Source organism: Pseudomonas sp. LY-1, assembly GCF_053502595.1.
The window spans coordinates 3716648-3743269 of record NZ_CP094353.1; the positions used below are offsets into that span (position 1 = coordinate 3716648).

The window sequence follows — 26622 nt, forward strand, 5'->3', positions numbered from 1 at the left end:
GTATGTTGAGTAGAACCGCCGCAGACCTGTACTGGATGTCCCGTTACCTGGAGCGTGCCGAGAACCTGGCGCGCATGCTCGAGGTCAGTTATTCGTTGTCACTGATGCCCCAGGCCGGGCGCAGCGATGGCCTGGACGAACTGGCGATGTCGCTGCTCAGCAGCGGCACCCTGGACAGCTACCTGGAGCGCCACGGCCAACTGGATGCCGAGCGCATGCTGCACTTCTTCGCCCTCGACGAAGAAAACCCGGCCAGCATCTACAACTGCCTGCGCGCCGCGCGGGGCAACGCCCATGCCGTGCGCGGGCGCATCACCGCCGACATGTGGGAAAACCTCAACGCCACCTGGCTGGAAATGCGCAGCATCGCCGCCGGCGGGCTGGCGCGCCATGGCATCAGCCACTTCTGCGATTGGGTCAAACAGCGTTCGCACCTGTTTCGCGGGGCGACGTCCGGCACCATCATGCGCAATGACGCCTACCGGTTCATTCGCCTGGGCACCTTCGTCGAGCGCGCCGACAACACCTTGCGCCTGCTGGATGCGCGCTACGAGATGTTCGGCGAGGAATCGGAGGAAGTCAGCGACTTGTCGGCGCGCGGTTATTACCAGTGGAGCGCCCTGCTCCGCGCCCTGTCGTCATTCGAGGCGTACACGGAGCTGTATCCGAATGCGCTGAATGCACGCTCGGTCTCGGAGTTGCTGCTGTTGCGCAGTGATGTGCCGCGTTCGTTGCATGCCTGTATCGAGGAACTGAGCCACATTCTGGCGGACTTGCCAGGCAGTTATGGGCGCACCGCACAGCGCTTGGCCGCCGAGTTCGAAGCGCGGCTGCGCTATACCGGGATCGATGAAATCCTCGAAGCAGGCTTGCACAGCCGCCTGACGGAATTCATCGACACGGTACGCGAATTGGCGCGGGCGATTCACCGCTCGTACCTGGAGGTGGTTTAGACACCGAGGGGCGCGTGCTTTCGCTCGCGGTATTCCCGCGGGGAGCAGTTCATCAGGCGCTTGAAGGCACTGCTGAACGCGCTGTCCGACTGATACCCGAGTGACTGGCCGATACAGGAAACACTCCTGGCAGACGTGTTCAAGGCCTGTAACGCCAGGTGCATGCGCCAGCGCGTCAGATACTCCTGGGGCGCCATTCCGACCCGCTGCTTGAAGTGCAGGGCAAAGGTCGACCGGGATTGGCTCGCGACACCGGCCATGTCGCTCAAGGTACAGCGGCGTGCCGGTGCGGCGTGTATTTGCTGCAGTACCGGCGCCAACCGCGGATCGTTCAACGCCGCCAACCAACCGGTGGTAGTGGCGCCCATGGATGACTGATAGAGGCGCAGGATCTGCACCAACATCATTTGCGCCAGATGCTCGGTCATCAACGCCGCGCCTTGCATCGGGCTGGCATATTCCCGAGCCAGGCGATCCAGACACCAGCGCAACACGCTGGCCTGCTCGGACCTCGCACTGATACGCACCACCGGCGGCAACCCCTCCAGCAATAGACGGGCGTCGTCACCGTAGCTAAAGCGCCCGCCTATCAGGAACAGATCCACAGTCTCACCCAGGCGAGCGATCCCCCCCACGGCGTCACGGTACACCACGCGCGCGTCAACGCCCTCCAGTGCAAGGTTGCTGGACAACCTCCAGGGACGGTTCTGCGTCAACAAAAAGCAATCGCCCTCGCTCAAGGGCATCGGTACGGGCATGCCCTCGACTTCCAGCCAACACTTTCCCTCCACCACGGCATTGAACTTGATGCCCTCCGGCGGTGGAAAATCCAGGGCCCAATCACCGCCAGCCTTGAGACCGGCGAAATAGGAACGATGACTCTTTAACAGCGCCACCACGTCAGACAGGGTATCCATAAAAAAACTCCGGACGATCGCGACAGAAATACGGACTTTATGGCGTTTCGCGTCCGGCATCCAGGGGAGAACATAACGGCTCCCCCTGGAGAACTCCCTATGATCAATAAACAACGCCCTATCGAGAGCGGATTCGACGGCACGACAACCGCTATGCAAGCGTTGGCGGGTAAAGATTTGCACGGTATGACTGCCATCGTCACCGGTGGTTATTCAGGCATTGGCCTGGAAGCCGTTTTAGTCGCTATCGCCCACCACCGAGGCAACAGCTGCCGCACCCGCCCTTCGCCGAACCGGTCATCGATCAACATCACCACGCCTTGGTCCTGCTGGCTGCGGATCACCCGCCCCGCTGCCTGCACGACTTTCTGAATGCCCGGGTACAAGTAGGTGTAGTCGTAGCCGGAGCCGAAGATCACGCCCATGCGCTGCTTCATCTGTTCGTTGATCGGGTTCAGTTGCGGCAGCCCCAGGGTCGCGATGAACGCGCCGATCAAGCGCGCACCGGGCAGGTCGATGCCTTCGCCAAACGCGCCGCCCAGCACCGCAAAACCGACGCCCTGGCTGTGTTCGGTGAACTGTTCGAGAAACGCCCGGCGCTCGGCTTCGGCCATGCCGCGAGACTGCTGCCACAGTGCGATGTGCGGGTGTCGCTCGGCGAGTAACAGCGCCACTTGTTGCAGATAATCGAAACTGCTGAAGAACGCCAGGTAATTACCCGGTTGGTGAGCGAACTGCTCGGCGATCAATTCAACGATGGGTTCCAGCGAGGCCTGGCGATGCACGAACCGGGTGGAGACCTCATCGACAATCCGCACCCGCAACTGCGCGGCATTGAACGGTGATTCCACATCGACCCAGGCAGTGTCCGCCGGCAGGCCCAGCAGGTCGGCGTAGTAATGGCGCGGGCTGAGTGTGGCGGAAAACAACACGCTGCTGCGCGCCGCCGTCAATCGCGGGCGGATGAATTCGGCGGGCACCACATTGCGCAGGCACAAGGTGGAACTGCTGCGCTTGCCGCGCCACTGACGCAGGCTGATATCAAAGATGAAATGTTCGTTGAACAGCTCGGCGACCTTGGCAAATTGCAGTGCCTCAAAATAGAACGCCTGCAGATCGCCGTTGAGTGCTTCGGGGTGGTCGTTGAGATAGTCGCCCATGGCGCTGGCGCAAAGGCTCAGGGCCTGGAGCATTTTGTCGGGTCTGGCCGCGTAGGCCTGATACGGCGCGAGTTGGTCCTTGTGCAACGCGTTCCACTCACGATTCAAGCGCTGCAAGGGTTTCTTCAACGGCTCCGGCGCCGTATCGCGCACGGTCTTGAGGGTGTACTGATCAAGACTGGCGCTGTACATCGAACGTGCGCGCTCCACCAGGTTATGTGCTTCGTCCACCAGCACCGCGACGCGCCACTGGTTGAGTTGGGCCAGCCCGAACAACAGCGCGCCGAAGTCGAAATAGTAGTTGTAGTCGGCGACCACCAGGTCGCTCCAGCGCGCCATTTCCTGGCTCAGGTAATACGGACAGAGGCCGTGCTCCAGGGCGACCTCGCGCAAGTTGCGTTGGTCGAGCAGGCGCACCTTGGCGGCCGCGATACGCGCGGCGGGCAAACGGTCGTAGAAACCCTTGGCCAGCGGGCAGGATTCGCCGTGGCAGGCCTTGTCCAGGTGTTCGCAGGCCTTGTCCCGCGCCACCAGCTCCAGCACGCGCAGCGGCAGTTCGGGACTGCTGGCATAAAGCACTTGCGCGGCGTCGAGGGCCAGCTTGCGGCCAGGGGTCTTGGCGGTGAGGAACAACACCTTGTCCAGTTGCTGGGGCGCCAAGGCCTTGAGCATGGGGAAGATCGTGCCGACGGTTTTGCCGATGCCGGTGGGCGCCTGGGCCATCAGGCAGCGGCCGGTGCTGACGGCTTTGTACACCGACTCTGCGAGGTTGCGCTGGCCGGGGCGAAAGGCGCTGTGGGGGAACGCCAGGGCCTGTGCGGCGCGGTTGCGGGCGTCGCGGTGCTGCATCTCCTGGCGGGCCCAACCGAGAAACAACGCGCATTGCCGGTTGAAGAAGCGTTGCAGATCGGCGGCCGCAAAGCGCTGGTTCAGCAAGGTTTCGCCCTCGCCGACGATATCGAAATACACCAGCGCCAAATCGATATGCGCAAGCCCGAGCTTCTGGCACATCAACCAGCCGTAGACCTTGACCTGGGCCCAATGCAATTGCCGATGGTTGGCGGGCTGCGCGTCGAGGTCGCCGCGATAGGTCTTCACCTCTTCGAGGCGGTTGCTGTCCGGGTCGTAGCCGTCCGCCCTGCCCCGCACCTTGAGTTCCTCGTACTCGCCCTCCAGGGCCACTTCGTTCTGGTAGTGCGCGCTGCGCCGCGAGGCGACCGTGCGATGGCCGGCGATGCCTTCCTGGGCGCTGGGCGACGGGGTAAAACGCAGGTCGAGGTCGCCGACCTTGGCCGTGAACTCACACAGTGCGCGCACCGCCACGGTGTAGCTCAAGCGGACTGCGCCCAGCGCACATAGCAGACGGTGACCGGCATCTGGTACTCGCCACAGAACTCCAGCCAGCGCAGTTGGTTGTCTTGCAGGCGATCGCCGGGGCCTTTGACTTCGATCATGCGGTAGGTTTTCTGCGCGGGCCAGAACTGGATCAGGTCCGGCATACCCGCGCGGTTGGCGCGAATATCCAGCAGCAGCCGCTCGAACCAGCAACGCAAGTGTTCGGCGGGCAAGCATGCCAAGGCCTGCTCCAATAGTTCTTCACTGAGCAGGTTCCAGAAGACAAAGGGTGACTGGATGCCCCACTTGTCCACGTACCGTTGGCGGATGGTGTGTTTGTAGCGGTCATCCTGCAGTTGCTCGAGACAGGCGGCAAACAGTGACGCACGGCGCTGATGGAAGTCTTCGCTGTGCAAATCCGCCGGTCCGCGCTGGAACGGGTGGAAAAATGCCCCCGGCAGCGGCGCGAAGATCGCCTCCCAGCACAGCAGGCCGAACAGCGAATTGATCAGGCCGTTTTCGACGTAGTACACCGGCGCATCGGGCTCGCTCAGATGCGCCTGCACGCAATACTCCACCGCCATCGAGGGCGGCGGCGGCGGGAGCGCCAGGTCCAGGCGCGTGACGTCCCGAGGCTTGGCCTTGGGCACGGCTGGCGCGCCCAGCTTGCGCCGCAGGCGCGGCAACACTCGCAGCAGGTGTTGCTGCTCGGCGGGGCTTTCCGGGGCCTCGTGGGCGGCACATGCCAGGGCCATGGCCTGGGCGTAGTCTTCCTGGCGCTCCAGCACGCGAATCAAGCGTGCGCGCGCGCCGGGATAAGCACAGGCCCGGTAGATCTGCTCGGCCAACGCCAACTCGGCACTGCGCTCGCAAGACTGGCCGACCTGGAACAACAGCTTGGCCCGGCGTTTTTCCAGCCAGGGGTTGTCGGTCTGCAACGTAGCGATCTGCGCCAGCACGCTGTCCAGCGCCTGCGCGGACTCAAAGGCTTGCTGGCACTGATGCAGGAACAGAAACCCCAGCACGTCATCGCGGCTGCGCAAACCACGGGACTGTGCGCAAAACTCGACTTTTTCGTAGGTGTAGATGCCCAGATCCGCCAGCACGAACTCGGACCAGTCCTGATGCAGGTTGCCGAAGAACATCAAGCGCAAGCGATCACACAAGTCCATCACGGTGACGCTGTAGAGCACGTCATCCAGCTCGGGGCACCAGTGGGCAAAGCAGCGACGCTCATCGAACTGCGGCGCCAGTTGCTCGAGCCAATCGGCCTTTTTGCCCTTGGGCTGCTCGATCCACGGCTGGAACGCGCCCAGCAACTCGCCCTTTTGCAGCAACCCGAACAGTTCGTCAAAGCCCAGCAGGCACTGATCATCCACCCAACCCAAAGCCTTCAGCGGACGCGCTGCCGCATGAGCGCAGCCGATCTCCGGGTAATTGAGCTTGCCCGCTCGAAAATGCACGCCCTTGCGCATCACCAGACGTACCAGTAATGCCTGGGACGCCTGCGGCAACCTGTCGAATTGCTGAATGAAATGCGCTTCTTCAGCATCGAGCAGATCGGCATAGCGTTGTGCCAGCCAATCCAGTACCTGACGGAAGTTATGCAGGTAATACAGGGGATTTTCGAGGGGTTCGGGCATGGTCCGCAGCGATCGAATACTGGTTATGCATACAGAGTGCCGCCGCTGACGCGTTGTTGCAATCGGTAATAGATAAATGGCGCACGCAACTTTTTGCGTAAAAGTGATCAGATAGGGGAATTGATGGCGTAACATTTATGGCCCGCAGCCTCAGGCCGCGGGACTTTTCAGGGTTAAGGTAAGGGTTATGAACATGAAGAATTTGGGTCTGCCACTGGTTGCACTCACTTTTCTGGTATTGGCCGGTTGCGCGACGCAAACCGTAGTGACATTGCAGAACGGCACGCAGTATTTAACCAAAGACACGCCGAAGACCAAGACCGCCGACGGCTTCTATGAATTCACCGACATCGCCGGCAAGCGCATCCGCGTCAGGGCCGATGATGTGGCCACGGTTCGCAAGGAAGACTGATCCCTCCCGGCATCCTTCATCAAACATGTGGGAGCCCGCTTGCTCCCACCGTTTGAACCGCGTGCCAACGCGGTTTCAACCGATCACGACGCCCTCCCCCGACCAGTTGCTCACCCCCACCAACGTCACCGAATCCGCGCCAAAACTGATCACCGTATCGCCGCCCACCGCCTTGGCGTGCTCGCGATAATCCAGGCTGCCCTGCACATCCGTGAACACCAGTTTGTCGCTCGATTGATAGCCGATCACCCGATCCTGGCCAAACGGCCCGCTGAACAGAAAGGTGTTATGGCCACTGTTGTCGCGAAGGGTGTCGTTGCCCTTGCCGCCTTCGATGAAGTCCGCGCCCTTGCCGCCCTGGATCAGGTCATTACCGTCACTGCCGATGATGAAGGTGTTGCCCTTGTGCGGCTCGGCATTGCGGTTGAGGTCCTGCACCCAGGTGGTAGCCCGCGCCGGGTCGGACAGGTTGGCGACGATCACCGTCGAGTCCCGGCTCATCTGGTCGTAGAACCCGGATTCGAGCACGCGGGTCATGCCGTCGCCATAGCCGCTGGGCAAATGCGACACCCAGGTCGGCAGGTTGGCAATGGAAAACGGCAGCACGTTCCACAGCGTCGAGGCGTAGTGATCGTTGAAGCTGACGATGTTGTCGGTGGTCGACTCATGGGGTTTGTCATGCACGCCCAGGGACGACAGGTTGAAGGATGAACCGTCCAGCGCCCGGAATACCGGGTCGTTTTCATAGCCGATGTTCAACACCTTGTCGCCGGCGCTCTGGGTCGGCGACGCGTAGGCCACATAGTTGGCGTCCTTGTAGAACCCCGACCATCGCTGGTCGCTCAACTCCGCCAGGCTGTTGACCGCCAGCCCGCCGAGGCTGTGGCCGCTGACCAGCACGTCGGAACCGCTCAGGCCATGGGCACCGGCATACTCGGCAACCGCCTTGAGCAAACCGCCGAAGGCTTCGCCGGCGTAGTTCTTCGCGTAATCCCTGGGGCCCAGGGCGGCGAGCAGATCGCTGAGCAGATCACCGATGGAATCGCTGATCAGGCTTTCCCGCGGCCCCGACGTGCCGCGAAAGCCGATGCCGATTTCGAGCAGGCGGCCGGCGTCATCGTACTTGCCCAGCACTTCGGCCTGCGCGGTGGTGTAGCCAGCCTTTTCACCGAAAAACGTGCCCCGGGCGTCGACCTTGCCGGCGTAACCCAGGGTGCTCGCGCTGAGCGGCGTCCATCCGGCGTGTTGCAGTGCTTCCAGGGCGGCCTTTTCCGAATCGGGATTCCACGGGATACCGGGAATCACGCCTTGGGAGTCGGCACCACCGAGCAATGCACCGACCAGCGTCGCCGGCAGGCCAACGCCCAAGCCGTGGTGCTGATAGCCCACCGCAAAGCCGTTATCCAGGTTGTGGTAGGTATACAGCGTGATCGCCATTGCATCGGCGAACAGCGCCTTGGAACCCTCGGTGCCAAGGTTTTTATAATCAAAGATTCCCATCGGTAGTGCCTCTCTGTTGTTGGAGTTGTCGAGAAAGCGCAATGACGTCCCAGGTGCTGCTACGGCTGCTTGCCCACCGGCCCAAAGGCCTCATCGACTTGCGCCAGGTCGGTATCGCGCAGGTTGCCGGCGTAGTAGTGCAATTTGGTCCAGGCCATCAGGTAGTCGTAACGCGCCTGGGCCAGATCGCGCCGGGTGCTGTAGAGCTGCTGCTCGGCGTTGAGCGCATCGAGGTTGACCCGCTCGCCGCCGAGGATGCTTTGCCGGGTCGACACCACCAGCGCCTCGGCCGAGGTCAGGGCTTTCTGGTAGGCGCGCAGCTTGCTCACGCCCGACAGGCAGGCGCTGAACTGGCGACGCAGTTCGATCAGGGTTTCGCGGGTCTTGCCTTCCAGCTCGTATTCGGCCTGCTCCATGGCGCGGCTGGCCTGGCGCGTGGAGGCGGAGACAGCGCCACCGGCATACAACGGCAGGCTGACTTCGACGCCGATGGTGTTGGTGTCGTAGCGCTGGTTGTAGGTGTTGCCGCTGTCGGATTCCTGCTGGCGCGAACTGGCATACGCGGTGATCTTCGGCAGGTGCCCGGCACGGTTGCGCTCCACTTCATAACGCGCCACTTCCAGGGCCTGACGTTGCGAGGCCAGCGTCGGGTTGTTGCTGATCGCCAGCGCGTGCCAGGTGTCGTAGTTGGCCGGCGTCAGGCTGAAGGCGGCGAAGCGCTGATTGAGCGGCGCGAGGTCGTGGATGTTGACGCTCTGCACGCCGATCAGCGCGCCCAACGCTCTTAACGAGGCGTCCTGTTCATCCAGCGCCTGGATTTCTTCGGCGGTGGCCAGCTCATAGCGCGATTCAGCTTCAAGGATGTCGGTGCGCGTGCCCTCGCCCTGCTGGAACAGGTGCTGGTTCTGCTGAAACTGCTGCTCGAAGGCGTTTTTCTTGGCGCGGGCGATCTCGATCTGGTCTTGGGCGAACAACGCTTGGGTGTAATAGCTCAACACCCGCACCAACAGCGCCTGGCTCTTGTCGCGAAAACTTTCATCGGCAAACAGCGCCTGGGCCACACCCTTGCGGTAGTTGGCATAGGCTTCGTAGTCGAACAGCGGCTGCTGCAGGCTGAAGGTCGAGCCGTAGCTGTTGTAATTGCGCGCGTCGCGATAGCTGCCGCCACGCCCGTCAGGCAGGTGCGCTTCGGAATTATTGCGCCCCTTGTTGTAGTTGTAGGACAGCCGCGGCAGCAACCCGGCGCGGCCGATGGTGCGGTTTTCCAGGCCAGCGTCGCGTTCCTTGAGCGCGCCGAGGAACACCGGATCGTTGCGCAGAGCCTGCTCGTACACATCGAACGGGCCCATGGCGGCCTGGGCAGGCGCACAGCTCAACAGCACGGCAATGAACAGCGGTTTCATGTTCATTCCTCGGTCAACGCAGAGCCGGCGCGGTCGAGCAGCGGCTTGAACAGGTAATTGAGCAACGAGCGCTCGCCGGTACGCACGAACATCTCGGCGGGCATGCCCGGCTTGATCACCAGGCCGTGGAGTGTTTCCAGCGCGGCCTCGCTGACGCTGGTGCGCAGCACGTAGTACGGCGCGCCGGTCTTTTCGTCGAGCAGTTGGTCGGCAGAAATCAGGCTGACCTGCCCCGGCACACGCGGGGTACGACTCTGGTTGAACGCGGTGAACAGGATATCGACCGGCAGGTGGGTGCCGACCTTGTCCACCAGGTGGACCGGCAAATGCCCCTCGACTTCCAGCCGCGTGCCCTGTGGCACGATCTCCAGCAAGGTCTCCCCGGCACGCACCACCGCGCCTTCGGTGTGGACGCCGAGGTTGACCGCAATGCCATCGGCCGGCGCGTTGATTTCGCTGTGTTGCAGGTCGAACCCGGCGGACATGAGTTGCTGCTCCAGGGTCAGGCTGCGCAGTTGCGCGTCGGCCAGTTGGCTGCGCACTTCCTTCTGGTATTCGTCGCTGTGCTGCTGCAGTTTGAGCCGCGATTCGAGGATGCCCTGCTCCACTCGGCCGCTTTCGCCGGTGTTCTGCGCCAGGTCCTGTTGCACCTGGGACAACTGGCGCTGGTACTCCATCAAGCGGTTGCGCGGGATGTAGCCATTGTCGGCCAGGGGCTGCAGATTGCTCAGTTGATCGCGCAGGGATTGAGCCTGGGCGCTCAGGTCGCTGCGTGCGCGGCGCATGCCATTGAGCTGAGCCGTGGCGCCGTCGATATTCGCGCGAATCCCCGCCTGTTCACGGGCAAAGGCTTCGCGGCGGCTGCTGAACAGTTGGCGCTGGCCTTCGAGCACCAAGGCCAGCGCGGGGTCCGGGGCGGTGCTGAGTTCGGCGGGAAACACGATGGCCGCGCGATTGTCGCGCTCGCTCTGCCAGCGCGCCACACTGGCCCAGGCCAGGCGGTACTGCGCTTGCAGCGATTGCACATCGGCCTGGTTCTGGGTCTGGTCGAGACGAAACAGCGGCTGGCCCTGTTTGACCGTCTCACCTTCGCGCACCAGGATGCGGCTGACCACGCCGGGGCTGAAGGTCTGCACGGCCTTGCGCTTGCCCGAGACCACCACGGTGCCCTGCACCGGAATGCCCTGGTCCAACGGCGCCAGGCTGGCCCAGAGGAAAAACCCACCGGCGCCGACCACCGTTAGCCACCAGCCCAGACGCACGAAAAAAGCGGCGTCGCATTGTTCCACAGTGAGCATGCTCATGCGCCTGGATTCCTTGCGGTTTGATACTGACGACTGAAACTGACGCCGGTTTTTTCCTGCGTCGCCGCCTGCTGGCCGGACAACGCGCGCAGCACGTCCTGGCTCGGCCCAAACGCTTGCAGGTGGCCTTCGTTGAGCACCAGCAACTTATCGGCCTGGGCCAGGGCCGAAGAGCGGTGGGTGACGAGAATCACGCTGCTGCCCTGGGCCTTCAGTTGCACGATGGCGCTGGCCAGCGCGGCTTCACCGACGGTGTCGAGGTTGGAGTTGGGTTCGTCCAGCACGACCAGCCGCGGCCCGCCATACAGCGCACGCGCCAGGGCCACCCGTTGCTTCTGGCCGCCCGACAGGCCGCCACCGTTGTCGCCCAACACGGTGTCGTAGCCTTGCGGCAGGCGCAGAATCAATTCATGCACGCCGGCCTGTTGCGCCGCCTGGACCACCTGCGCCGGGTCGGCATCGCGAAAGCGCGCAATATTGTCGGCGATGCTGCCGCTGAACAGCTCGATGTCCTGGGGCAGGTAACCGATGTGCGGGCCAAGATCGTCACGGTCCCAGCGATGGATATCCGCGCCATCCAGGCGCACGGTGCCGGCCAGGGTTGGCCATACGCCCACCAGCACCCGCGCCAGCGTTGACTTGCCGGACCCCGACGCGCCCAGCCCCCCCAGCACCTCGCCAGCGCCCAGGTGGAAGCTGACCTGATGCAGCGTCGCCAAGCGTCGACCCGGCGGGCCGGCGCTGACCTGCTCGAAACTCACCTGACCCTTGGGGGCGGGCAAGGCCATCGGCTCGACGTCCGGCGCAAATTCGCGCAGCAGTTGGTCAAGCCGCTGATAAGCCAGCTTGGCCGAACTCCACTGCTTCCACACGGCAATCAACTGATCGATCGGGCTGAGCACCCGCCCCATCAGGATCGAACCGGCGATCATCATCCCGGCGGTCATCTCGCCCTTGATCACCAAGAATGCGCCCAGGCCGAGCACCAACGATTGCAGGCACAGGCGCAGGGATTTGCTCAGCGCGGTGATCACCGAGCCGGTGTCGCTGGCCGCGTTCTGCAAGCCCAGGAACTGCGAATGCACGGCAAACCAGCGCTGGCGCAATGCGCCGAGCATGCCCATGGCCTGGATGGTTTCGGCGTTGTGCAAATGGCTGGTGGCCAGTTGGCTGGATTGCTGGGAGTAACCGCCAGCCTCAGCCAGGGGCTTGTTGGTCAGGTATTCATTGAGGCAGGCCAGGCCGATCAGCAGCAAGGCCCCCGCCGTGGCCAGCACGCCCAGCCACACGTTGAACAGGAAAATCACCAACAGATAGATCGGAAACCACGGCGCATCAAAAAACGCGAACAGCGCCGGCCCGGTGATGAACTGGCGGAGATGGGTCAAATCTGCCAGGGACTGTCCGGCATGCCCCTGGCCGCGTTGCAGGTTGCGTTCGAAGGCGGCTTTATACACGCGCAAGTTGAAGCGCCGTTCCAACTGGCTGCCGATGCGGATCACGATAAAACTGCGGATGACTTCCAGGCTGCCGATAAAGGCGAAGAAACCGACGACCATCAGCGTCAACATCACCAGAGTGGTTTCATTCTGGGAGGACAGCACGCGGTCATACACTTGCAGCATATAAATGGACGGCACCAGCATCAGCAGGTTAATTAATGCAGTGAAACAGCCAACACTGATCAAAATACTTTTATATTCACCCAGCGCCTTGAATAAAGGCGCAACAACAGGGGACTTCGCCATGGTGTTTGATCTTCCTTGAACCCAATGACCGGCAATAGTTGCCCCAGCCCCTGAATAAGCGGCGGCCAACTATTAAATTCGAGTTATAGCGTTATAACTGGAAACTAAGGTATTCGTTGCAATGTCACGATATCGCCAGATGGCGTGCGCGCCTGGTATTCGCCGTCGCGCTGACGATTCAAGTGGGTAATCCCGGAACCTTCGGCATTCATCAACCAGATCCCGTCCGGCGTCGGCGACCATGTCAGGGGTTTGTCTCCCAGCCATTGCTCGACGCAGGCCACATCGCCCCCCACCGCGGTGGCTTGCTCCAGCAAATCCAGGGCACAGACCTGATCCTGTCGGTGCAGTTGCCAATGTCCGGCCAACTGCGCGGTGGTGGGTAAAACGAGACTGCTAGCCATTGCGTGGGCTCCTGCCGACACGAACAACACCTGTAGGACACAGGCGATCAAATGCACAAAACGCGGCATGTGTATGCCCCTCCTGGAAGCGCGGCGCCACAACGCCGCGCCGGTGCATCAGGCCACGATGTCGCTGACCGCTGCCTGGCCCACGGTGGTGACGAGGAAATCCGCCACGCCGTGCCCGGAGAAGTCCACGGCCAAGGTACCTAGGTGGGTGCCCGAGGCATAGCTCAATACCGCGTCGCCGGCATGCCCGGTGAACGCGTTGACGAAGCTCAGGCCCGCACCTTTGGTGATGCCGCTCAGGTCAATCTTGTCGGCACCGCTGGTGAAGTCAAAGATCTTGTCCGCCGCACCTGGCCTGGAATCGGAACTGGCACCGAACACAAATGTGTCGTTGCCGGCGCCGCCCCACAGTTGGTCCGCACCGCCAGCGCCGTAGATGAGGTCGTTGCCGGCCCCGCCCTTGATCAGGTTGACGGCATTGTTGCCGATGATCAGATCGTTGCCCGCGCCGCCGAAGGCGTTTTCCACGGTGACGCCCTTGGCGATGGACACATTGCCCACCAGGCCGCCAACGTCGGAGAACGAGGTCTCATTGAGGTTGATCTTCTGGTTCTGGGTAAAACCGGAGAAATCCAGGGTGTCGTTGCCGCCGCCGTCCCAGACCGAAAATACCAGCTTGTCGGCGTTGGCGGTGGCGCTGAGGAAATCACGCCCGGTGTTGGAGTTGAAGCCGTAGGTGGTGTCGCCAGCGCGGGTGGCGTAGTTCGCGCCGTAAAGCTTCTGGATCGCCGCGATATCGTCGATCAACGGCCCGGAGGCATAGGCCTCGACCCCGCCCTTGCTGAAGTTCTGGTTGGTGTTGCTCTCGCTCCAGTAACTCATGAGGCTGTAGCCGCGCGTGTCCTGTCCATAGGTCGCGTCGTTGTAGGTCGGGTTGCCATTCCCGGCGTTGTAGTCGCCGGGGTGAGCCAGGCCCAGGGTATGACCGATCTCGTGGGTCAGGGTCTGCCGACCGTAGTTGTTCAGGTCCGGGGTCTTGTTGGGTGTGTAGCTGCTGTTGGTCAGGTACCACGAGGTGCCGTCGTAGCCCGCGCCGGTGCCGGGCAGGTAGGCGAAGGCCGCCGCGCCGTCCTGGCCGCCGCTGTAGTTGCCGAAGGTCATATGCCCATCGCCGCCGCGAGCCTTCTCGGTGAAGGCAACGTTGGCGACATCCGACCAGGATTGCATGGCCAGCGCGGCCTGGGCTTTCTGCTGGCTGTTGAACTGGCTGAAGCCCGAGATGCCATGCTTGTTCAGCGTGCTCGAGGAGGCCGAGGTCAGGAAGGTGTAGGTCAGGTCGATCTTGCCGTTGCCGTCGACGTCCCGGTACGCGGCGCCGTCGCGCAGCAGCTGGGTGGCGGCCTGGTCAACGGAATAGGAGGGTTTGCCATTGATCGTGAGGTTGCCGCCACGGTCGTACAGATGGCTGAAACTATCGATTTGCGTATACGCAGTGCTGGCTTGCGCGGCAGACACAATAGCCTGGTCTTTTACTTTTGACATAAACGTACTTCCTTGTGTGCAAGTGCATCAGTCTTGGGTCGATAGGAACCCCGCTGGCGAGATCGTCCTATCACTCGCCTCTTTTGAAGGCGTCACGAAACTGACACAACTTGAAATCTTTCGTCTACATCTATTTACGCAGTGAAAACCGACAAGCCGGCAACTTAAGCAAGTCGCGTGCAATGTTTGTAGGGGGTTAGTTGCTTTTGTCCGACAAAAAGCGCCGTGCTGTTATTTAAATATTAAATAGCGGTAAAGCCGCTCAACTTGAGCGGCGCACTTGTTTAGATGGATCCAATATATTGTCACGGTGTCATTCGCCGCATTAAAGAGCCAGCATCTTTATAAATACACCGGATTATCGGCAGCTGTTCCAGCCCGTCTCGCGCAATGCCTGCAACAGGGTTTCGCCGTCCAGACCCGGCACCCGCACCCCGTCGTCGGTGGTCATGCTCTCACCGGCCAGCATGGCGTTGACGATCGCCTCCTCCACTGCCTCCGCCGCGGCGAGGAACAGCGGGGACATATGATCGTTATTGACCATCTGCACCGCGCTGCTGAACGCCAGGTCCTTGCGCCCATAGTCCGCCGGGGGCAGCGCCTGATTGCCGGTGGCGAAGGCCAGGAACAGGTCGCCGCTGGAATCCTCGGTGCCGCCGCCGGTGCGCGCAATGCCGATGGACGCGCGTTGCGCCAGGCGCCGGCATTGATGGGGCAGCAACGGCGCGTCGGTGGCCAGGATCACCACGATCGAGCCCATGCCCGGCGTGCCCCGCTCGGCGAACGGCGATGGGATCGTCATCAACTGCCGGCCCACCGGGTAGCCGTCAACCCGCAGTTCCTGGCGCTTGCCATGGTTGGCCTGCACCAGCACGCCGACCTTCCAGCCGCCCTGCTCCGCCGGCAACCGGCGCGACGCGGTGCCGATGCCGCCCTTGAATTCATGGCAGATCATCCCGGTGCCGCCGCCCACTGCACCTTCCTGTACCGGACCACTTTCGGCGTGGTCCAGCGCCTCGCGCACATGCGCAGGCTTGACGTGCTGGCCCCAGATATCGTTCAGCAGGCCGTCGTAGGTTTCCATCACCACCGGCATGCACCAGTACACGGCCGGGTCCGCCAGACGCTCGCGCTCCAGGGCAATCAGGGTGTCGCGCACAATGCCGAGGCTGTGGGTGTTGGTGATCGCCAATGGCGTGGTCAACAGCCCTGCTTCGCTGATCCACTCCAGGCCCGTGGCGTCGCCATTGCCGTTGAGCACATGATACCCGGCAAAGCACGGCTGCTGCCGCGCCTCGCCGGCACGCGGCTGGACCACTGTGACGCCGGTACACACCTGCTTACCGTCGACGCGGGTCTTGAGCGTGCTGTGGCCGACCCGGACGCCGGGAACATCGGTGATGGCATTCAACGCGCCGGGCGTGCCCAGCCCCAACGTGATGCCCAATTGACGTGCGCGCATAACCACTCCTTACAGTTTCTGATACGCCGGACTCAACCGGCCACTGATGCAATACAGAATCACCGACAGCGCCAGCAAGCCGATGATGACCATGATGTCGCGCACCGAAGCCTCCGCGATCAAGGTCATCAACAGATACCCGGCGCCCAGCACCGCCAGCAATGCCGGCAGCGGCCACAAGGGCATGCGATACGGATGTGCGCGCTCACGCAGCAGCACCCGGCTCATCAGCGCACTCAAGGCCACGATCAGGTACACCAGCATGATCAGCAGCACACTGAACGAGGTGAGGTCCGCCAGGTTGGAGCTGAAACTCAGCAGCGCCGAAGGGATCGCCAGGAACAGCGTCGCCAGCCAGGGCGAATCCCAGCGCGGGTGAATGCGCGTGAACAGTTTGTTGATGGTCGGCGTCCACAGGGCGTCGCGGCCGCTGCTGAATACCACGCGGCCGATCTGGATCACGATGGCGACGATGGCGTTGAACACCGAGAGGAAGATCCCGGCACTGACCAGGCGTGACAAGGTTTCGTTGCCATGGCTGGTCAGTAGGTAGCCGATGGGGTCGGGGCTGCTGATCATCGCACTCAGCGATGGCGCGCCGATCAGCAGCGCGGTGATCGGCACCAGTTCGATCACCACCACCAGCCCCAGGGACCACAACACCGCTTTGTGTACGCCCTTGCCGCCGCATTTCATGTCTTCGGCCAGCAGCACCGCCGGCCCGTAGCCATTGAAGGAGAACAGGCCGATGCCGACCGCGCCGATCACCAGGGCCCAGGGCGCCAGGTGCAACATGCCGTTTTCGACGATCTGCGGCTGAAACAGCACGCTGACCGGCTGCACCGGATGGCCGAAGCCGAGGAACACGATCACCAGCAAGGCCGCCACTTCCAGCAGCAGGCAAGTGCCGGTGATCCAGGCATTGAGCTTGATATTGAGGATGCCCAGGGCGTAACTGCACACCACAATGACCAGCGCAACGGTCTGGGCATCGAACCGGGTGCCCAGGGCGTTATTCAAGTAGGTCGCCGCGCCCGTGGCCAGTACCGGTGGGATAAACAGCAACATCACCAGTACCGTCAGGAACGTCGCATAGCCCGCCATGCCGCCGAATACCCGCTTGGCATACACATATTCACCGCCAGCGCTGTTGTGGGCGCGGCCCAGTTCGGCGTAGCAAAAGGCGAACATCAGCGCGAGCAAGGCGGCCATGACAAAGGCCAGGAACACGCCGCTGCCAGCCTGTTGAATGGCGAACGGGGCGATCACGAACACCGAACTGGCGGGCGTCACCGCCGAAACGGTAATGGCCACCACATCGAAGACGCTCAGGGTGGGCTTGAGCACGCCGTCAGGCGCGGGGGAAGCACTCATATCGTTATCCTCTGTCGTTGTTTTTTGTGTGAGGCAGAAACGAAAAGTCTGAAAGTCGTGGGATATGTTTCCCACTCAATGATCGCGAAGTTAAAGCCAGAGCTGTTGTCAGCCAATTCCCCTATTGGCGTACTCCCCTTGACGACACCCGGCAAAAGCCGAACCCTTGGCCGATCTTTTGATGAGGGGAACCTGTGACATGAGCCTGTTCAGGGAAGTCGGCATGCATGCGGGGCTGGGGCGCACCCTGTCACAGATCGGCAGCGAGCGATTCTGGAAACAGCTGGTGCTGTTGTTGCACCAATGCCTGCCGTTCGATAACGCCCTGGCGATTTTCTACCCGCTCGACGGCCTGCCCCAGGCCCTGGAGGAATACGACGCCCAGCCCAGCAGCAAACCGGCGTCGATGCTGGTGTACCTCAACGGCCTGTACGTGCTCGACCCGTTTTTCCAGGCCTGTCGCGAAGGGTATGCCAGCGGCGTGTACCGCCTGGAGGAAGTGGCGCCGGACCATTTCCGCCAGAGCGAATACTTCCTCAATTACTTCCACGACAACGTGCTGGAAGACGAGGTGCAATTCATCCTGCAACTACCTGGCGCGGGCACGTTGTCGCTGTCATTGGGCATGCAGCGGCGCTTCAGTGCTGAAGAAACCGGGCTGCTGACCACCTTGGCCGCGTGGGTGCTGCCGTTGATGCAGCAGCATTGGCAGCAAAGCACCCAGCGTGTACCGGCAGCGCAGGCGATGGCCAGCCAGATTCGCGATGCGCTGAGCCATTTCGGCTGCGGCGTGCTCTCGGACCGCGAGCTGGAAGTCGCCCGCCTGGTACTGCGCGGGTTCTCCTCCAAGGCCATGGCCGAGCGCCTGAATATCTCGCCGGATACGGTCAAAGTGCATCGCCGGCATCTGTACGCCAAGCTGGATATTTCTTCGCAGCCGGAGCTGTTTTCGTTGTTTATCCAGTCGTTGGGGCATGACCTGGAAAACCCCTGAAATCCAAATGTGGGAGGGGGCTAGCCCTCTCCCACATCAGTTCTTCAGCGCCCGGTACGAATGGTGTTCCACACCCGCGTGCGAACCCGGTCGATATTCAGCGGCATCGCTTCCAGCGCGAACAACTTGCCCATCATTTCCGCGCTTGGGTAGATCTTGGTATCGGCCTTGATTGCCGGGTCCACCAGGCTGTCCGCCGCACTGTTGCCGTTGGCGTAATGAACGGAGTTGGTGATGTCGGCCATCACTTGGGGCTCCAGCAAGTAGTTCATGAAGGCATACCCGGCCTTTTCATCCGGGGCGTCGGCGGGCATGGCCACCATGTCGAACCAGATCGCGGCGCCTTCCTTGGGGATCTGATAGCCGATGTTCACGCCATTCTTGGCTTCCTTGGCGCGGCTTTCGGCTTGCAGCACGTCGCCGGAGAAACCGACGGCCACGCAGATGTCGCCATTGGCCAGGTCGCCGGTGTATTTCGAGGAATGAAAGTACGCCACGTAGGGGCGAACTTTCATCAGCAGCGCCTCGGCTTTCTTGTAGTCCTCAGGCTTCTTGCTGTGGGGTGGCAGCCCCAGGTAATTCAGAGCGATCGGCAACAATTCCGGGCCATTGTCGAGGATGGCCACCCCGCATTTGCTGAGCTTTTGCATGTATTCGGGCTTGAAGATCAGGTCCCAGGAATTCACTGGCGCGTTATCGCCCAACACCGCCTTGACCTTGTCGACGTTGTAGCCGATGCCGGTGCTGCCCCACAGGTACGGGAAGCCGTGGGCGTTGCCCGGGTCGTTGTTTTCCAGGGCCTTGAGCAGCACCGGGTTGAGGTTCTTCCAGTTGGGCAATTGGCTCTTGTCGAGCTTCTTCAGGGCGCCGCCCTGGATCTGCCGCGCCATGAAGTGGTTGGAGGGGAACACCACGTCATAGCCGGAGTTACCGGTCATCAACTTGCCATCGAGGGTTTCGTTGCTGTCGTACACGTCATAGCTGAAACCGATGCCAGTTTGTTTCTGGAAGTTCTTCGTGGTGTCCGGCGCAATGTAGCTCGACCAGTTGTAGATCTTCACCGTCTCGGCGGCCTGGCTGACAGAGGCCACCAACATCAAGGGCAACAGGGCAATGGCTTTCATGGTTCGATTTCCTGGCGGTTTTAGGGCTGTTTTTATGGCAGGCGATCAAGGATCAAAGCGTTACAGGATCAATACATAGGTCTTGCGCACGGTTTCCTGGATATCCCAGGTTCCGCTGCTGTTGGCCGGCAACATCAGTGCATCGCCGGCTTGTAGGTGGACGATTTCACCGTCGTCAGGGGTGAAGGTGCAGCGGCCCTGGATAAAGTGGCAAAACTCCTGGGCTTTGATCTGCCGGCGCCAGCGGCCGGGGGTACAGGCCCAGATACCGGTTTCGACGCCGTCGCTGCGCTCGACGCTCAAGCTTGACGCCACGGCGATCGGCTCGCCCAGGGGCACGGCGACCGGTGACGAATCCGGCAGGTGGGCATTCAGCGCGTCTTTGAATTGAGTGATGCTCATGGGGCTACCTGTGTGAGTGGAACGGCTCAGTGCATGAAACTTTCCATGAACCCGGCCACGCCGATCGCCAACTTGCGGCGCCAGGGCGCGGTATTGGGATTGGCCAATACCTGGTCTTCATGGACAAAACTGCGAATGATCGCGTTGTAGCCCAGCCAGCGGCACGGCTCCGGCTCCCAGGCCTTGAGCGCCTCCAGGCCACGCTCGCGGATCACCCAGGGTTGATGGGTCAACGGCGTCTCCTGGCCCAGGATCAGGTCGGCCAGGGTGCGACCGCCCAGGTTGGTGGCACCGACGCCCTCCCCGCCGTAGCCGCCGGACAGCGCGATGCCGGTGGCGTGATGGCAGAGCATGTGCGGCCGGAACTGGCGCGACATGCCGAGGTTGCCGCCCCAGGAGTGGGTAATCCGCACGTTTTTCAACTGTGGGAACAACTCGCCGAACAGGTAGCGACGCAGCGCCACTTCGCTGTCGGTCAAATCGAAGTCGTGGCGCAATTTGCCGGCAAACTGATAACCGCCACGGGCGCCGAACACCAGGCGGTTGTCGGCCGAACGCTGGCCATAGGTGACCTGACGGCTGCTTTCGCCGAAGGCCTGGCCATGCCTCAGGCCGATTTCGTCCCAGGTGCTGGCGGGTAATGGCTCGGTGGCGACGATCAGGCTTTGCACCGGCAGTTGGTAGCGACCCAACGGCGCCAAGGTGGTCGCGTAACCCTCGACGGCCGGCACTACCCAGGCGGCACGCACGCCGGCCTTTGCAGTGCGCAGGCGGCCGGACTGCCAATGGGTGACGGGCGAGTTTTCGTAGATCTTGACGCCCATGCGTTCCACCACCCGCGCCAGGCCGCGGACCAACTTCGCTGGGTTGATCGTCGCCACATGGGGCGCATAAACCGCGCCAAAGGGCTTGGCGATTCGCAGTTGCTCAGCCAGTTGTTGCGGGTTCAGCCAGCGGTAGTCGGCCTCGCTGAGGCCTTGGGCATAGAGTTTGTCCAGATAAAGGCGCAGGCTGCTTTCCTGCTCGGGGTAACGCGCGGCGCAGTACAGGGCACCGCCCTTGCGGTAGTCGCAGTCGATGCCTTCGCGGGCCAGCACCTGCGCCACTTCGTCGGGAATGCCGTGCAGCAGGTCAAACGAAGCACGCCGCTGCTCGGGCGTGAGGCCGGCGAGTAAACGGTCTTCCCCCAACAGGTTGCCCATCAACCAGCCGCCATTGCGCCCGGACGCGCCGAAACCGGCGGTTTGCGCCTCGATGATCGCAATGTTCAGCTCGGGCGCCTGGCGCTTGAGGTAATACGCGGTCCACAGACCGGTGTAACCGGCGCCGATGATGGCCACGTTGACGTCCAGGTCGTGCTCCAGAGACGGCCGCGCCAGCAGCGGGTCGTCCAACTGGTCCATCCATAAACTGATAGTGCGCCATGCCGGCATGCCAGGTTCCCCTACCTCGTTTCGATAGGCTGGATCCTAGAGCGGGATGTCAGGGGCTGTCTTGCGCGCGTGCACGCAGGGAAATGTTGGCGCGACCTGCTGCCCCGTCAACGCCGAATGATTGGCGCTAACCGACGCGGGCAGAGGCTGCGGGGCCGACTATTTATTCTACCCCTTGAAGGCGTACTGGACGTTTACGATAGTCGTTCGACCGCCAACACTGAACTCACAACTCACTACCCCGAATAACTGTTTAAGGGGGATGCTCCTGGTGAGCGACACCTCGCCTTTGTCAGCTGTATAGCTGTTACCGGTTTGATGGTCGACGTAAATAACATCTTTAACACTCTCCCCGCCCACCTGGTATTTACCCGTCGAAATGGTGGGCGGTGTGAGTTGCACTTGAACCGCTTCGAATTTATCCGGGTTCTCGTCAACGGTTCGGGCACCGAAAAACCTCAGCGCACCGTCTTGCTCATCCATATACACACGGTCCGCTTGAAAGGTGTGACCCGTTCCGTCGATGTTAATGATTCCGTCCATGCGGCCTTCACTCTCTGGACCGTTCGGGTGAGCGGATTTATTGTGCTTAGACATAGCGACACTCCAACTGAAAGAAAAGATGCCTGGGCATTACACTACGAATCCGCGAATGAAAAACCTGTCGAACATGACAGGTTTAACCCACATCTTTTTTATTGCCAGTTGATCTAGCCGACTCGCCCTCAAAGCGCCCTTTAATGTAAGCCTTCGGCGTCAGGCCGGTGTGCTGGCGAAAAGCGCTATAAAACGCCGATAACGAATTGAACCCCGCCGCATAGGCCAAGTCGTCCACGCGTATGGGCGGCCTGGCTTTATCCAGCGCTGCCAGCAAATGCACGAGCCGAGCCTGATTGACATAGCGATAGAAGGTTTGCCCGAGGACTTGATTGAGCAAGTAGGAAATCTGATTGCGACTGTAACCGCACTCCTTGGCAACCCGTTGCAGGTCCAACTCCGGGTCCAGGTAGGGTTGTTGCTGCTGGAAGTAGTGCTGCAGGTCGTTGGCCATATGCCCTAGTTGCTGGGGCGACAGGCCCAGGCGGCTGACGCTCGGGCGCGTGGTTGGGGGGCTGTGCTCATGCACCAGTGACGCATATTCGTTGACCCGCCAGATCAGCCCGTCGCGCACGGTGATGGCCTCACTGGTACGGAACGACACCAGGCCCTGCCCGCCGCGCAGGGTGATGCGGTACTGGATGAACGCGGTGTCGCCATCGGCGCGAATGCGGTCCATGTGCTCGATGGCCTCGTCGGGCCCGCGCGGCATGCTGGCTTGCAGGTACTCGCGCAGCTCAGCGTAGCCGACGACGCGGTTCTGGAAGAAGTCGTGGTACTGGATGTGCGGATGGTAGTAAGACATCACGCCATCCAGGTCGCGATGACGCCAGCACAGGTGGTGGCGCGTCACTAGCTCGCGCGTGGCGTGGGTGTGCTGGCAATCATCGTCCGCGGCGGTGTGGGGCATGCATGGCTCTACGACGGGTAAAAGGTGGAGGTTGCCGAATTTCAGCGCTGCCATCAATGGCCGACGGCAACTTCTGACTAATGGCCTTTTGCCCAGCCTTTAGCAAGACATGACACACGTCAAGCTATAGGAAAAGAACCGCCGAACGGGGCGAAAAAACTGCCCTTGCATTTATGAACGAATGCTATTTTTACACTCTCACTCGCTGTGACCAGTGACGGTCATGGCCCCCTGCCGCGAGCTAAAGGAAGCGCTCAATGAACAAGGTGGGCAACATGAACAAAGTGACATTCCCCAACGCCTGCCAGCTGATGCGCTGGCATTTCCATCCCATGGGCTTCGAAGGGAGCATGGACGCTCCCGGCAGTATGGTCGCGCGTCTGTTCGACCGCGCCAGCGGCGAGACGCTGATCGCCATCGCCGGCATCCCCTGCGCCACCGTGATGAATGCTACCGATGTAGAGCGCATCATCGAAGCGGTGGAAGCGGAGCTGGAGTGTTTTGTGCCGCCGCATTTGTTAAGGGCTTGAACACGACCAGCGGTGCGCCAGTCGAGCGGTCTATCGACTGATGCACCGCTATTGCGGGCAAGCCCCTACATAGGGCCTGTGCCAGGCAGTGCTTAGCGCTGATCGTCAAAGAACGCTTTCCTGGCGTCGACCCGCTCCGAGGCCTTCGGCACATTCACGGCCTGGCCCTCGGGTTTTTCCACATACCAGTAGCAATGGCTGACCGCGCGGGTAATGCCGACATACGCCAGGCGCAACACTTCGTCTTTTTGCGCGTTGTCGTAGGGTTCAGTGTCGCCGGCCTTGCCCAGGCCCGCCATGCGGTACACCTGGTTCTTGTACGGCGAGCGGGTGACGTGCTGGCAATCCCCAAGCAGGAACACCGCATCCGCCTGCAGGCCTTTGGCGCTGTGATAGGTCAATTGTTTGAGCCTGCGCGCCGCAGGCGGCAAGCTAGAATCCACATTAACTACAGACTTAATATGCTCATTAATCAATAACTTATCGCTACTTTTTCGATACAACATTAACACCGAATCGCCCTTTTGATAGTGCTCCTGCAGACGCCGGCCCAAGGCCGCATCGTCGCGTTCCAGTACCGTGACGGGCACCAACGCCTTGGGTGTGCCGCTGGCCTTGGCCTTCTTGCCGGGGATCGCCGGCGCGGCGCGCACAATGTGTTCGGCGGCATCGATGATGTGCTGATGGCTGCGATAGTTCTCGCCGAGCATGACGCGGGTGGTACTCGGTGCCGGGAATTCCTGGTTGAACTGCATGAAGTACTTCGGCGAACTGCCGCGCCAGCCATAGATTGACTGCCAGTCATCCCCTACGCACAGCAGTGACGAATGCTGGGCGCCGCGTCCTACATGCATGGCTGGCCCACGGCTGCGGATTTCACGCAGGCTGGCGCGCAGCCAGGAGACGATCTGCGGCGAGACGTCCTGGAACTCGTCGATCATCAGGTGTGACAGCGGCCGCAACAGAGGGTCGCTGAGCAACTTGAGGTTTTCCGGGGTGTTTTCGCCAAACAGCGAGAACATGCGGTTGTAGGTCATGATCGGCGGCGACTGGTCGAGCAGATGATCTTCCAGAGCTTTCCAGAAAATGCTCAAGGCCTCGAAGAAGCAGCGGTCCGGATCGTCTTTGGCGAAGCTCATCTGGCCCACGGCACTGGGCACGTCCAGACCGAGGTTCTCGATGAAACCTGCGGCCATGACAAAACAGTCCAGCAACGGCGCCGACGCCAGCTCGCCTTTGACCTTGTAATCGAACCCCGGCCCCGCACTGGCATCACCGGCCAGGCTGCTTAAAAGACGCTTGGACGACTCGTAACTATCAAGCCATATCAAAGGCTTACGGCAGAATGCTTGAAACAGGGTGCGCTTGACCGCCCATTCTGCACGCACCGACAGCTTGGCATTGGGGCGGCTGAGCTGGGCGTTTTCCCGCGAATCGAAGCCCAGCACGACCCAGGCATCCAGCTCGGGAATATAGCCATGGCAATGGAATTGCGCGCCATTGATCTCCACGGTCTGGCGACTCGGCTCGATCCCTTTGATCGGCCAGGCGCCCGCGCGAAACCACAGGTCTTCAATCACGTCACACAGCTCTTCATCGCGCTTGGCGGCCAGTTCTGTCACGGCCATGCGCTTCTGCACGTCCGGGTGATCACGCTCCAGCTCCTTGAGCTGCAAACCATGGCGCGCCAGCGGTGCAATCAGTTCGCGAAAGCGCGCGTGCTGGCCGTACAGCCGGTGGTAGCAGGCGTTCATCTGCTGGCGTTGCGCCTCGTTGAGGCGCAGGTCGAACGGGTTGCTGTCTGCGTCCTCGAAGCCCGCACTGAGGTTCTCGAACGCCTGCAGCCGCTCGAAGCCCGGCAGGCTGCGCACCATCGGCAGGATGCGCGAGTGAAAGGTTCGCACCACGGCCTGGGCTTCTTTGATATCAAGGGGTTGCCCCCATAAGCTGAGCACTTCCATGAGCTTGTTGATGAAGTCCTTACGCGACTCACGGGTGAACGTCACCACGGTCATCGAGCTCAGCTCAAAACCCAGGTAATGGGTGAGCAGCAGGATACGCAACACCAACGATGTGGATTTGCCCGCACCGGCACCGGCGATCACCGAGGTGGACGGCGTGTCGCTGAAGATCATCTTCCATTGGGCGGCGCTGGGCTGCGCGTGAGCCGGCAGCAAGCGTGCCACATCGGCCTTGATGCGTTTTTTCAGATCGGCCGTGAGGGGCAGCCGCCAATCATCGAACAGGTTGTCATCCACCCCCGGCGCACGGTGTTCTTCCGGGCGGAAGTCGCGAATCAGCAGGACCTGCCGGCCTTCTTCGATGCCGTCGGCCTTGCCCTCGCGATAGCCGTACTCCACACCCGCCTCGTGCCCACTGCGAAAACCGTCGGCCTGCCCATGCAGCCAAGAGAACCGGTGTTGCGCGCGCAAGCGGGTCAAGCCATGCCCGAACAAGCGGGCGGCGAGCCGTTTCAACCATGGCATTTCGGCCAGGGGGCGCAATTCAGGGGGCAGATCAGGCTGTTGTTGCGGCACGCGGACTCCTGCGATGAGCTGGGTATTGACGAGTGCGCCATGGTCGCCGGAATCGCCGCGCAGTTCCAGCCAATTGCTTTGCCATCATGCAGTTAGGCGGTGAAGTGAAAGTCAAAGCATCCGAAACCAATCCAATTGATCGATAGGAATAAGGCATTTTTTACGCTTTTTATCGATCATGCACTGTTGGATGATGACCCCATCAACTGGAGACGATCATGCTCGAATTACGACCTTTCACCGCCCTGGGCGGCGCCCATCATGGCTGGCTTGACGCCCATCATCACTTTTCATTCGCTGAGTACCACGATCCCCAGCGCATGCACTGGGGCAACCTGCGGGTCTGGAACGACGACATCATCGCGCCCGGCACCGGGTTTCCCCAGCACCCGCATCGCGACATGGAAATCATCACCTATGTACGCGAAGGCGCCATCAGCCATGCCGACAACCTTGGCAACAAGGGCCGCACCGAGGCGGGTGACGTGCAGGTCATGAGCGCCGGCACCGGAATTGCTCACAGCGAATACAACCTGGAAGCCACCCCCACCAAGATTTTCCAGATCTGGATCATCCCCAACGAAGCCGGCCTGCCGCCGTCATGGGGCGCCAAGCCGTTTCCGAAAGGTGACCGCGAAGGGTTTGTGACCCTGGCCAGCGGCAAGGCCGGTGACAGCGAGAGCCTGCGCATTCGTGCGGATGCGCGCCTGGTGGCGGCCAACCTGAAAGCCGGGGAAACTGCCGAATACCGCCTGGACAGCGGGCGTCGCGCCTACCTGGTGCCGGCGACGGGGGTGATTGAGGTCAATGGCTTGCGCGCGCACGCGCGAGACGGTGTCGCGGTGGAAGATGAACAGCTGTTGCGCGTGACCGCGATAGAAGACAGCGAGATCGTGCTGGTCGACCTGGCCTGATCTCGAGGCGAAATG

The 26622-nt window shown here is 61.6% G+C and carries 22 protein-coding genes; 5 read left to right on the top strand and 17 right to left on the bottom strand.

The genetic code is table 11. From position 1 onward, the window contains the following. Positions 1 to 2: 2 nt before the first annotated feature. The gene (locus MOQ67_RS16930; RefSeq protein WP_017845722.1) at positions 3 to 953 is read left to right on the top strand and encodes an alpha-E domain-containing protein; all 951 of its coding nucleotides are present in this window, start codon (positions 3 to 5) and stop codon (positions 951 to 953) included. Here the strand turns inward: MOQ67_RS16930 and MOQ67_RS16935 are convergent. The 3 genes from MOQ67_RS16935 to MOQ67_RS16945 all read right to left on the bottom strand — a co-directional run bounded on the left by MOQ67_RS16935 (position 950) and on the right by MOQ67_RS16945 (position 6008). Further along, a complete protein-coding gene (locus tag MOQ67_RS16935) occupies positions 950 to 1870 on the bottom strand; it encodes an AraC family transcriptional regulator (RefSeq protein ID WP_198717906.1) in 921 nt (306 codons plus the stop codon). The two genes, MOQ67_RS16930 and MOQ67_RS16935, sit on opposite strands and share 4 nt — an antisense overlap. 209 nt (positions 1871 to 2079) lie before the next feature. Then, entirely contained in the window at positions 2080 to 4365 is a 2286-nt protein-coding gene (locus MOQ67_RS16940) for an ATP-dependent DNA helicase (RefSeq protein WP_198717907.1), read from the bottom strand. Next, positions 4362 to 6008: a VRR-NUC domain-containing protein gene (locus tag MOQ67_RS16945; protein WP_126587199.1), complete on the bottom strand. Its 1647-nt coding sequence runs from the start codon at positions 6006 to 6008 to the stop codon at positions 4362 to 4364. The genes MOQ67_RS16940 and MOQ67_RS16945 overlap by 4 nt, the downstream gene beginning before the upstream one ends. Positions 6009 to 6195: 187 nt before the next feature. Here MOQ67_RS16945 and MOQ67_RS16950 point away from each other — a divergent pair, with 187 nt between their 5' ends. Beyond that, positions 6196 to 6420 carry a YgdI/YgdR family lipoprotein gene (locus MOQ67_RS16950; protein ID WP_017845718.1) on the top strand — a complete coding sequence of 75 codons (225 nt, stop codon included), beginning with the start codon at positions 6196 to 6198 and terminating at the stop codon, positions 6418 to 6420. A 75-nt stretch (positions 6421 to 6495) separates the two neighbouring features. Here MOQ67_RS16950 and MOQ67_RS16955 read toward each other — a convergent pair whose 3' ends face one another. The 8 genes from MOQ67_RS16955 to MOQ67_RS16990 form a co-directional block, all read right to left on the bottom strand. Beyond that, positions 6496 to 7920 (bottom strand): polyurethane esterase, encoded by a 1425-nt coding sequence (locus MOQ67_RS16955; protein ID WP_046383350.1) that lies wholly within the window; start codon positions 7918 to 7920, stop codon positions 6496 to 6498. A gap of 59 nt (positions 7921 to 7979) precedes the next feature. After that, positions 7980 to 9323: a TolC family outer membrane protein gene (locus tag MOQ67_RS16960; RefSeq protein WP_017845716.1), complete on the bottom strand. Its 1344-nt coding sequence runs from the start codon at positions 9321 to 9323 to the stop codon at positions 7980 to 7982. 2 nt (positions 9324 to 9325) lie between these two features. Then, entirely contained in the window at positions 9326 to 10627 is a 1302-nt protein-coding gene (locus tag MOQ67_RS16965; protein WP_198717908.1) for an HlyD family type I secretion periplasmic adaptor subunit, read from the bottom strand. Then, the gene (locus MOQ67_RS16970) at positions 10624 to 12375 is read right to left on the bottom strand and encodes a type I secretion system permease/ATPase (RefSeq protein WP_448675529.1); all 1752 of its coding nucleotides are present in this window, start codon (positions 12373 to 12375) and stop codon (positions 10624 to 10626) included. The genes MOQ67_RS16965 and MOQ67_RS16970 overlap by 4 nt, the downstream gene beginning before the upstream one ends. A 104-nt stretch (positions 12376 to 12479) precedes the next feature. Beyond that, positions 12480 to 12848 (bottom strand): AprI/Inh family metalloprotease inhibitor, encoded by a 369-nt coding sequence (locus MOQ67_RS16975; protein ID WP_017845713.1) that lies wholly within the window; start codon positions 12846 to 12848, stop codon positions 12480 to 12482. A gap of 48 nt (positions 12849 to 12896) precedes the next feature. Further along, positions 12897 to 14330, bottom strand: a complete 1434-nt coding sequence (locus MOQ67_RS16980; protein WP_046484167.1) for a serralysin family metalloprotease — start codon at positions 14328 to 14330, stop codon at positions 12897 to 12899. A gap of 358 nt (positions 14331 to 14688) precedes the next feature. Then, on the bottom strand, positions 14689 to 15792 hold the full coding sequence (locus tag MOQ67_RS16985; RefSeq protein WP_198717909.1) for a DmpA family aminopeptidase: 1104 nt from the start codon (positions 15790 to 15792) through the stop codon (positions 14689 to 14691). 9 nt (positions 15793 to 15801) lie between these two features. Next, positions 15802 to 17166, bottom strand: a complete 1365-nt coding sequence (locus tag MOQ67_RS16990; protein ID WP_017845710.1) for an APC family permease — start codon at positions 17164 to 17166, stop codon at positions 15802 to 15804. A 199-nt stretch (positions 17167 to 17365) separates the two neighbouring features. Between MOQ67_RS16990 and MOQ67_RS16995 the strand changes: the two genes are divergently transcribed. Next, positions 17366 to 18160 (top strand): helix-turn-helix transcriptional regulator, encoded by a 795-nt coding sequence (locus tag MOQ67_RS16995; RefSeq protein ID WP_017845709.1) that lies wholly within the window; start codon positions 17366 to 17368, stop codon positions 18158 to 18160. Positions 18161 to 18204: 44 nt separating this feature from the next. On the opposite strand, the gene MOQ67_RS17000 is transcribed toward MOQ67_RS16995, so the two are convergent. The 5 genes from MOQ67_RS17000 to MOQ67_RS17020 form a co-directional block, all read right to left on the bottom strand. Further along, positions 18205 to 19284, bottom strand: a complete 1080-nt coding sequence (locus MOQ67_RS17000) for a polyamine ABC transporter substrate-binding protein (protein ID WP_104903139.1) — start codon at positions 19282 to 19284, stop codon at positions 18205 to 18207. A gap of 60 nt (positions 19285 to 19344) precedes the next feature. Further along, entirely contained in the window at positions 19345 to 19686 is a 342-nt protein-coding gene (locus tag MOQ67_RS17005; protein ID WP_017845707.1) for a cupin domain-containing protein, read from the bottom strand. A gap of 26 nt (positions 19687 to 19712) precedes the next feature. Next, the gene (locus MOQ67_RS17010) at positions 19713 to 21119 is read right to left on the bottom strand and encodes an NAD(P)/FAD-dependent oxidoreductase (RefSeq protein WP_198717910.1); all 1407 of its coding nucleotides are present in this window, start codon (positions 21117 to 21119) and stop codon (positions 19713 to 19715) included. A 168-nt stretch (positions 21120 to 21287) separates the two neighbouring features. After that, entirely contained in the window at positions 21288 to 21716 is a 429-nt protein-coding gene (locus tag MOQ67_RS17015) for a hypothetical protein (RefSeq protein ID WP_104903136.1), read from the bottom strand. Between the two features lie 82 nt (positions 21717 to 21798). Continuing rightward, complete coding sequence (locus tag MOQ67_RS17020; protein WP_102617472.1) at positions 21799 to 22626, bottom strand: helix-turn-helix transcriptional regulator; 828 nt, start codon at positions 22624 to 22626, stop codon at positions 21799 to 21801. A gap of 257 nt (positions 22627 to 22883) precedes the next feature. Between MOQ67_RS17020 and MOQ67_RS17025 the strand changes: the two genes are divergently transcribed. Further along, entirely contained in the window at positions 22884 to 23156 is a 273-nt protein-coding gene (locus MOQ67_RS17025) for a DUF1652 domain-containing protein (protein ID WP_017845703.1), read from the top strand. Between the two features lie 92 nt (positions 23157 to 23248). Here the strand turns inward: MOQ67_RS17025 and MOQ67_RS17030 are convergent, their stop codons facing one another. After that, positions 23249 to 25693: a UvrD-helicase domain-containing protein gene (locus MOQ67_RS17030; RefSeq protein ID WP_198717911.1), complete on the bottom strand. Its 2445-nt coding sequence runs from the start codon at positions 25691 to 25693 to the stop codon at positions 23249 to 23251. Between the two features lie 218 nt (positions 25694 to 25911). On the opposite strand from MOQ67_RS17030, the gene MOQ67_RS17035 reads away from it, so the two are divergent. Next, positions 25912 to 26607, top strand: a complete 696-nt coding sequence (locus MOQ67_RS17035) for a pirin family protein (RefSeq protein WP_057004051.1) — start codon at positions 25912 to 25914, stop codon at positions 26605 to 26607. Positions 26608 to 26622: the final 15 nt, after the last annotated feature.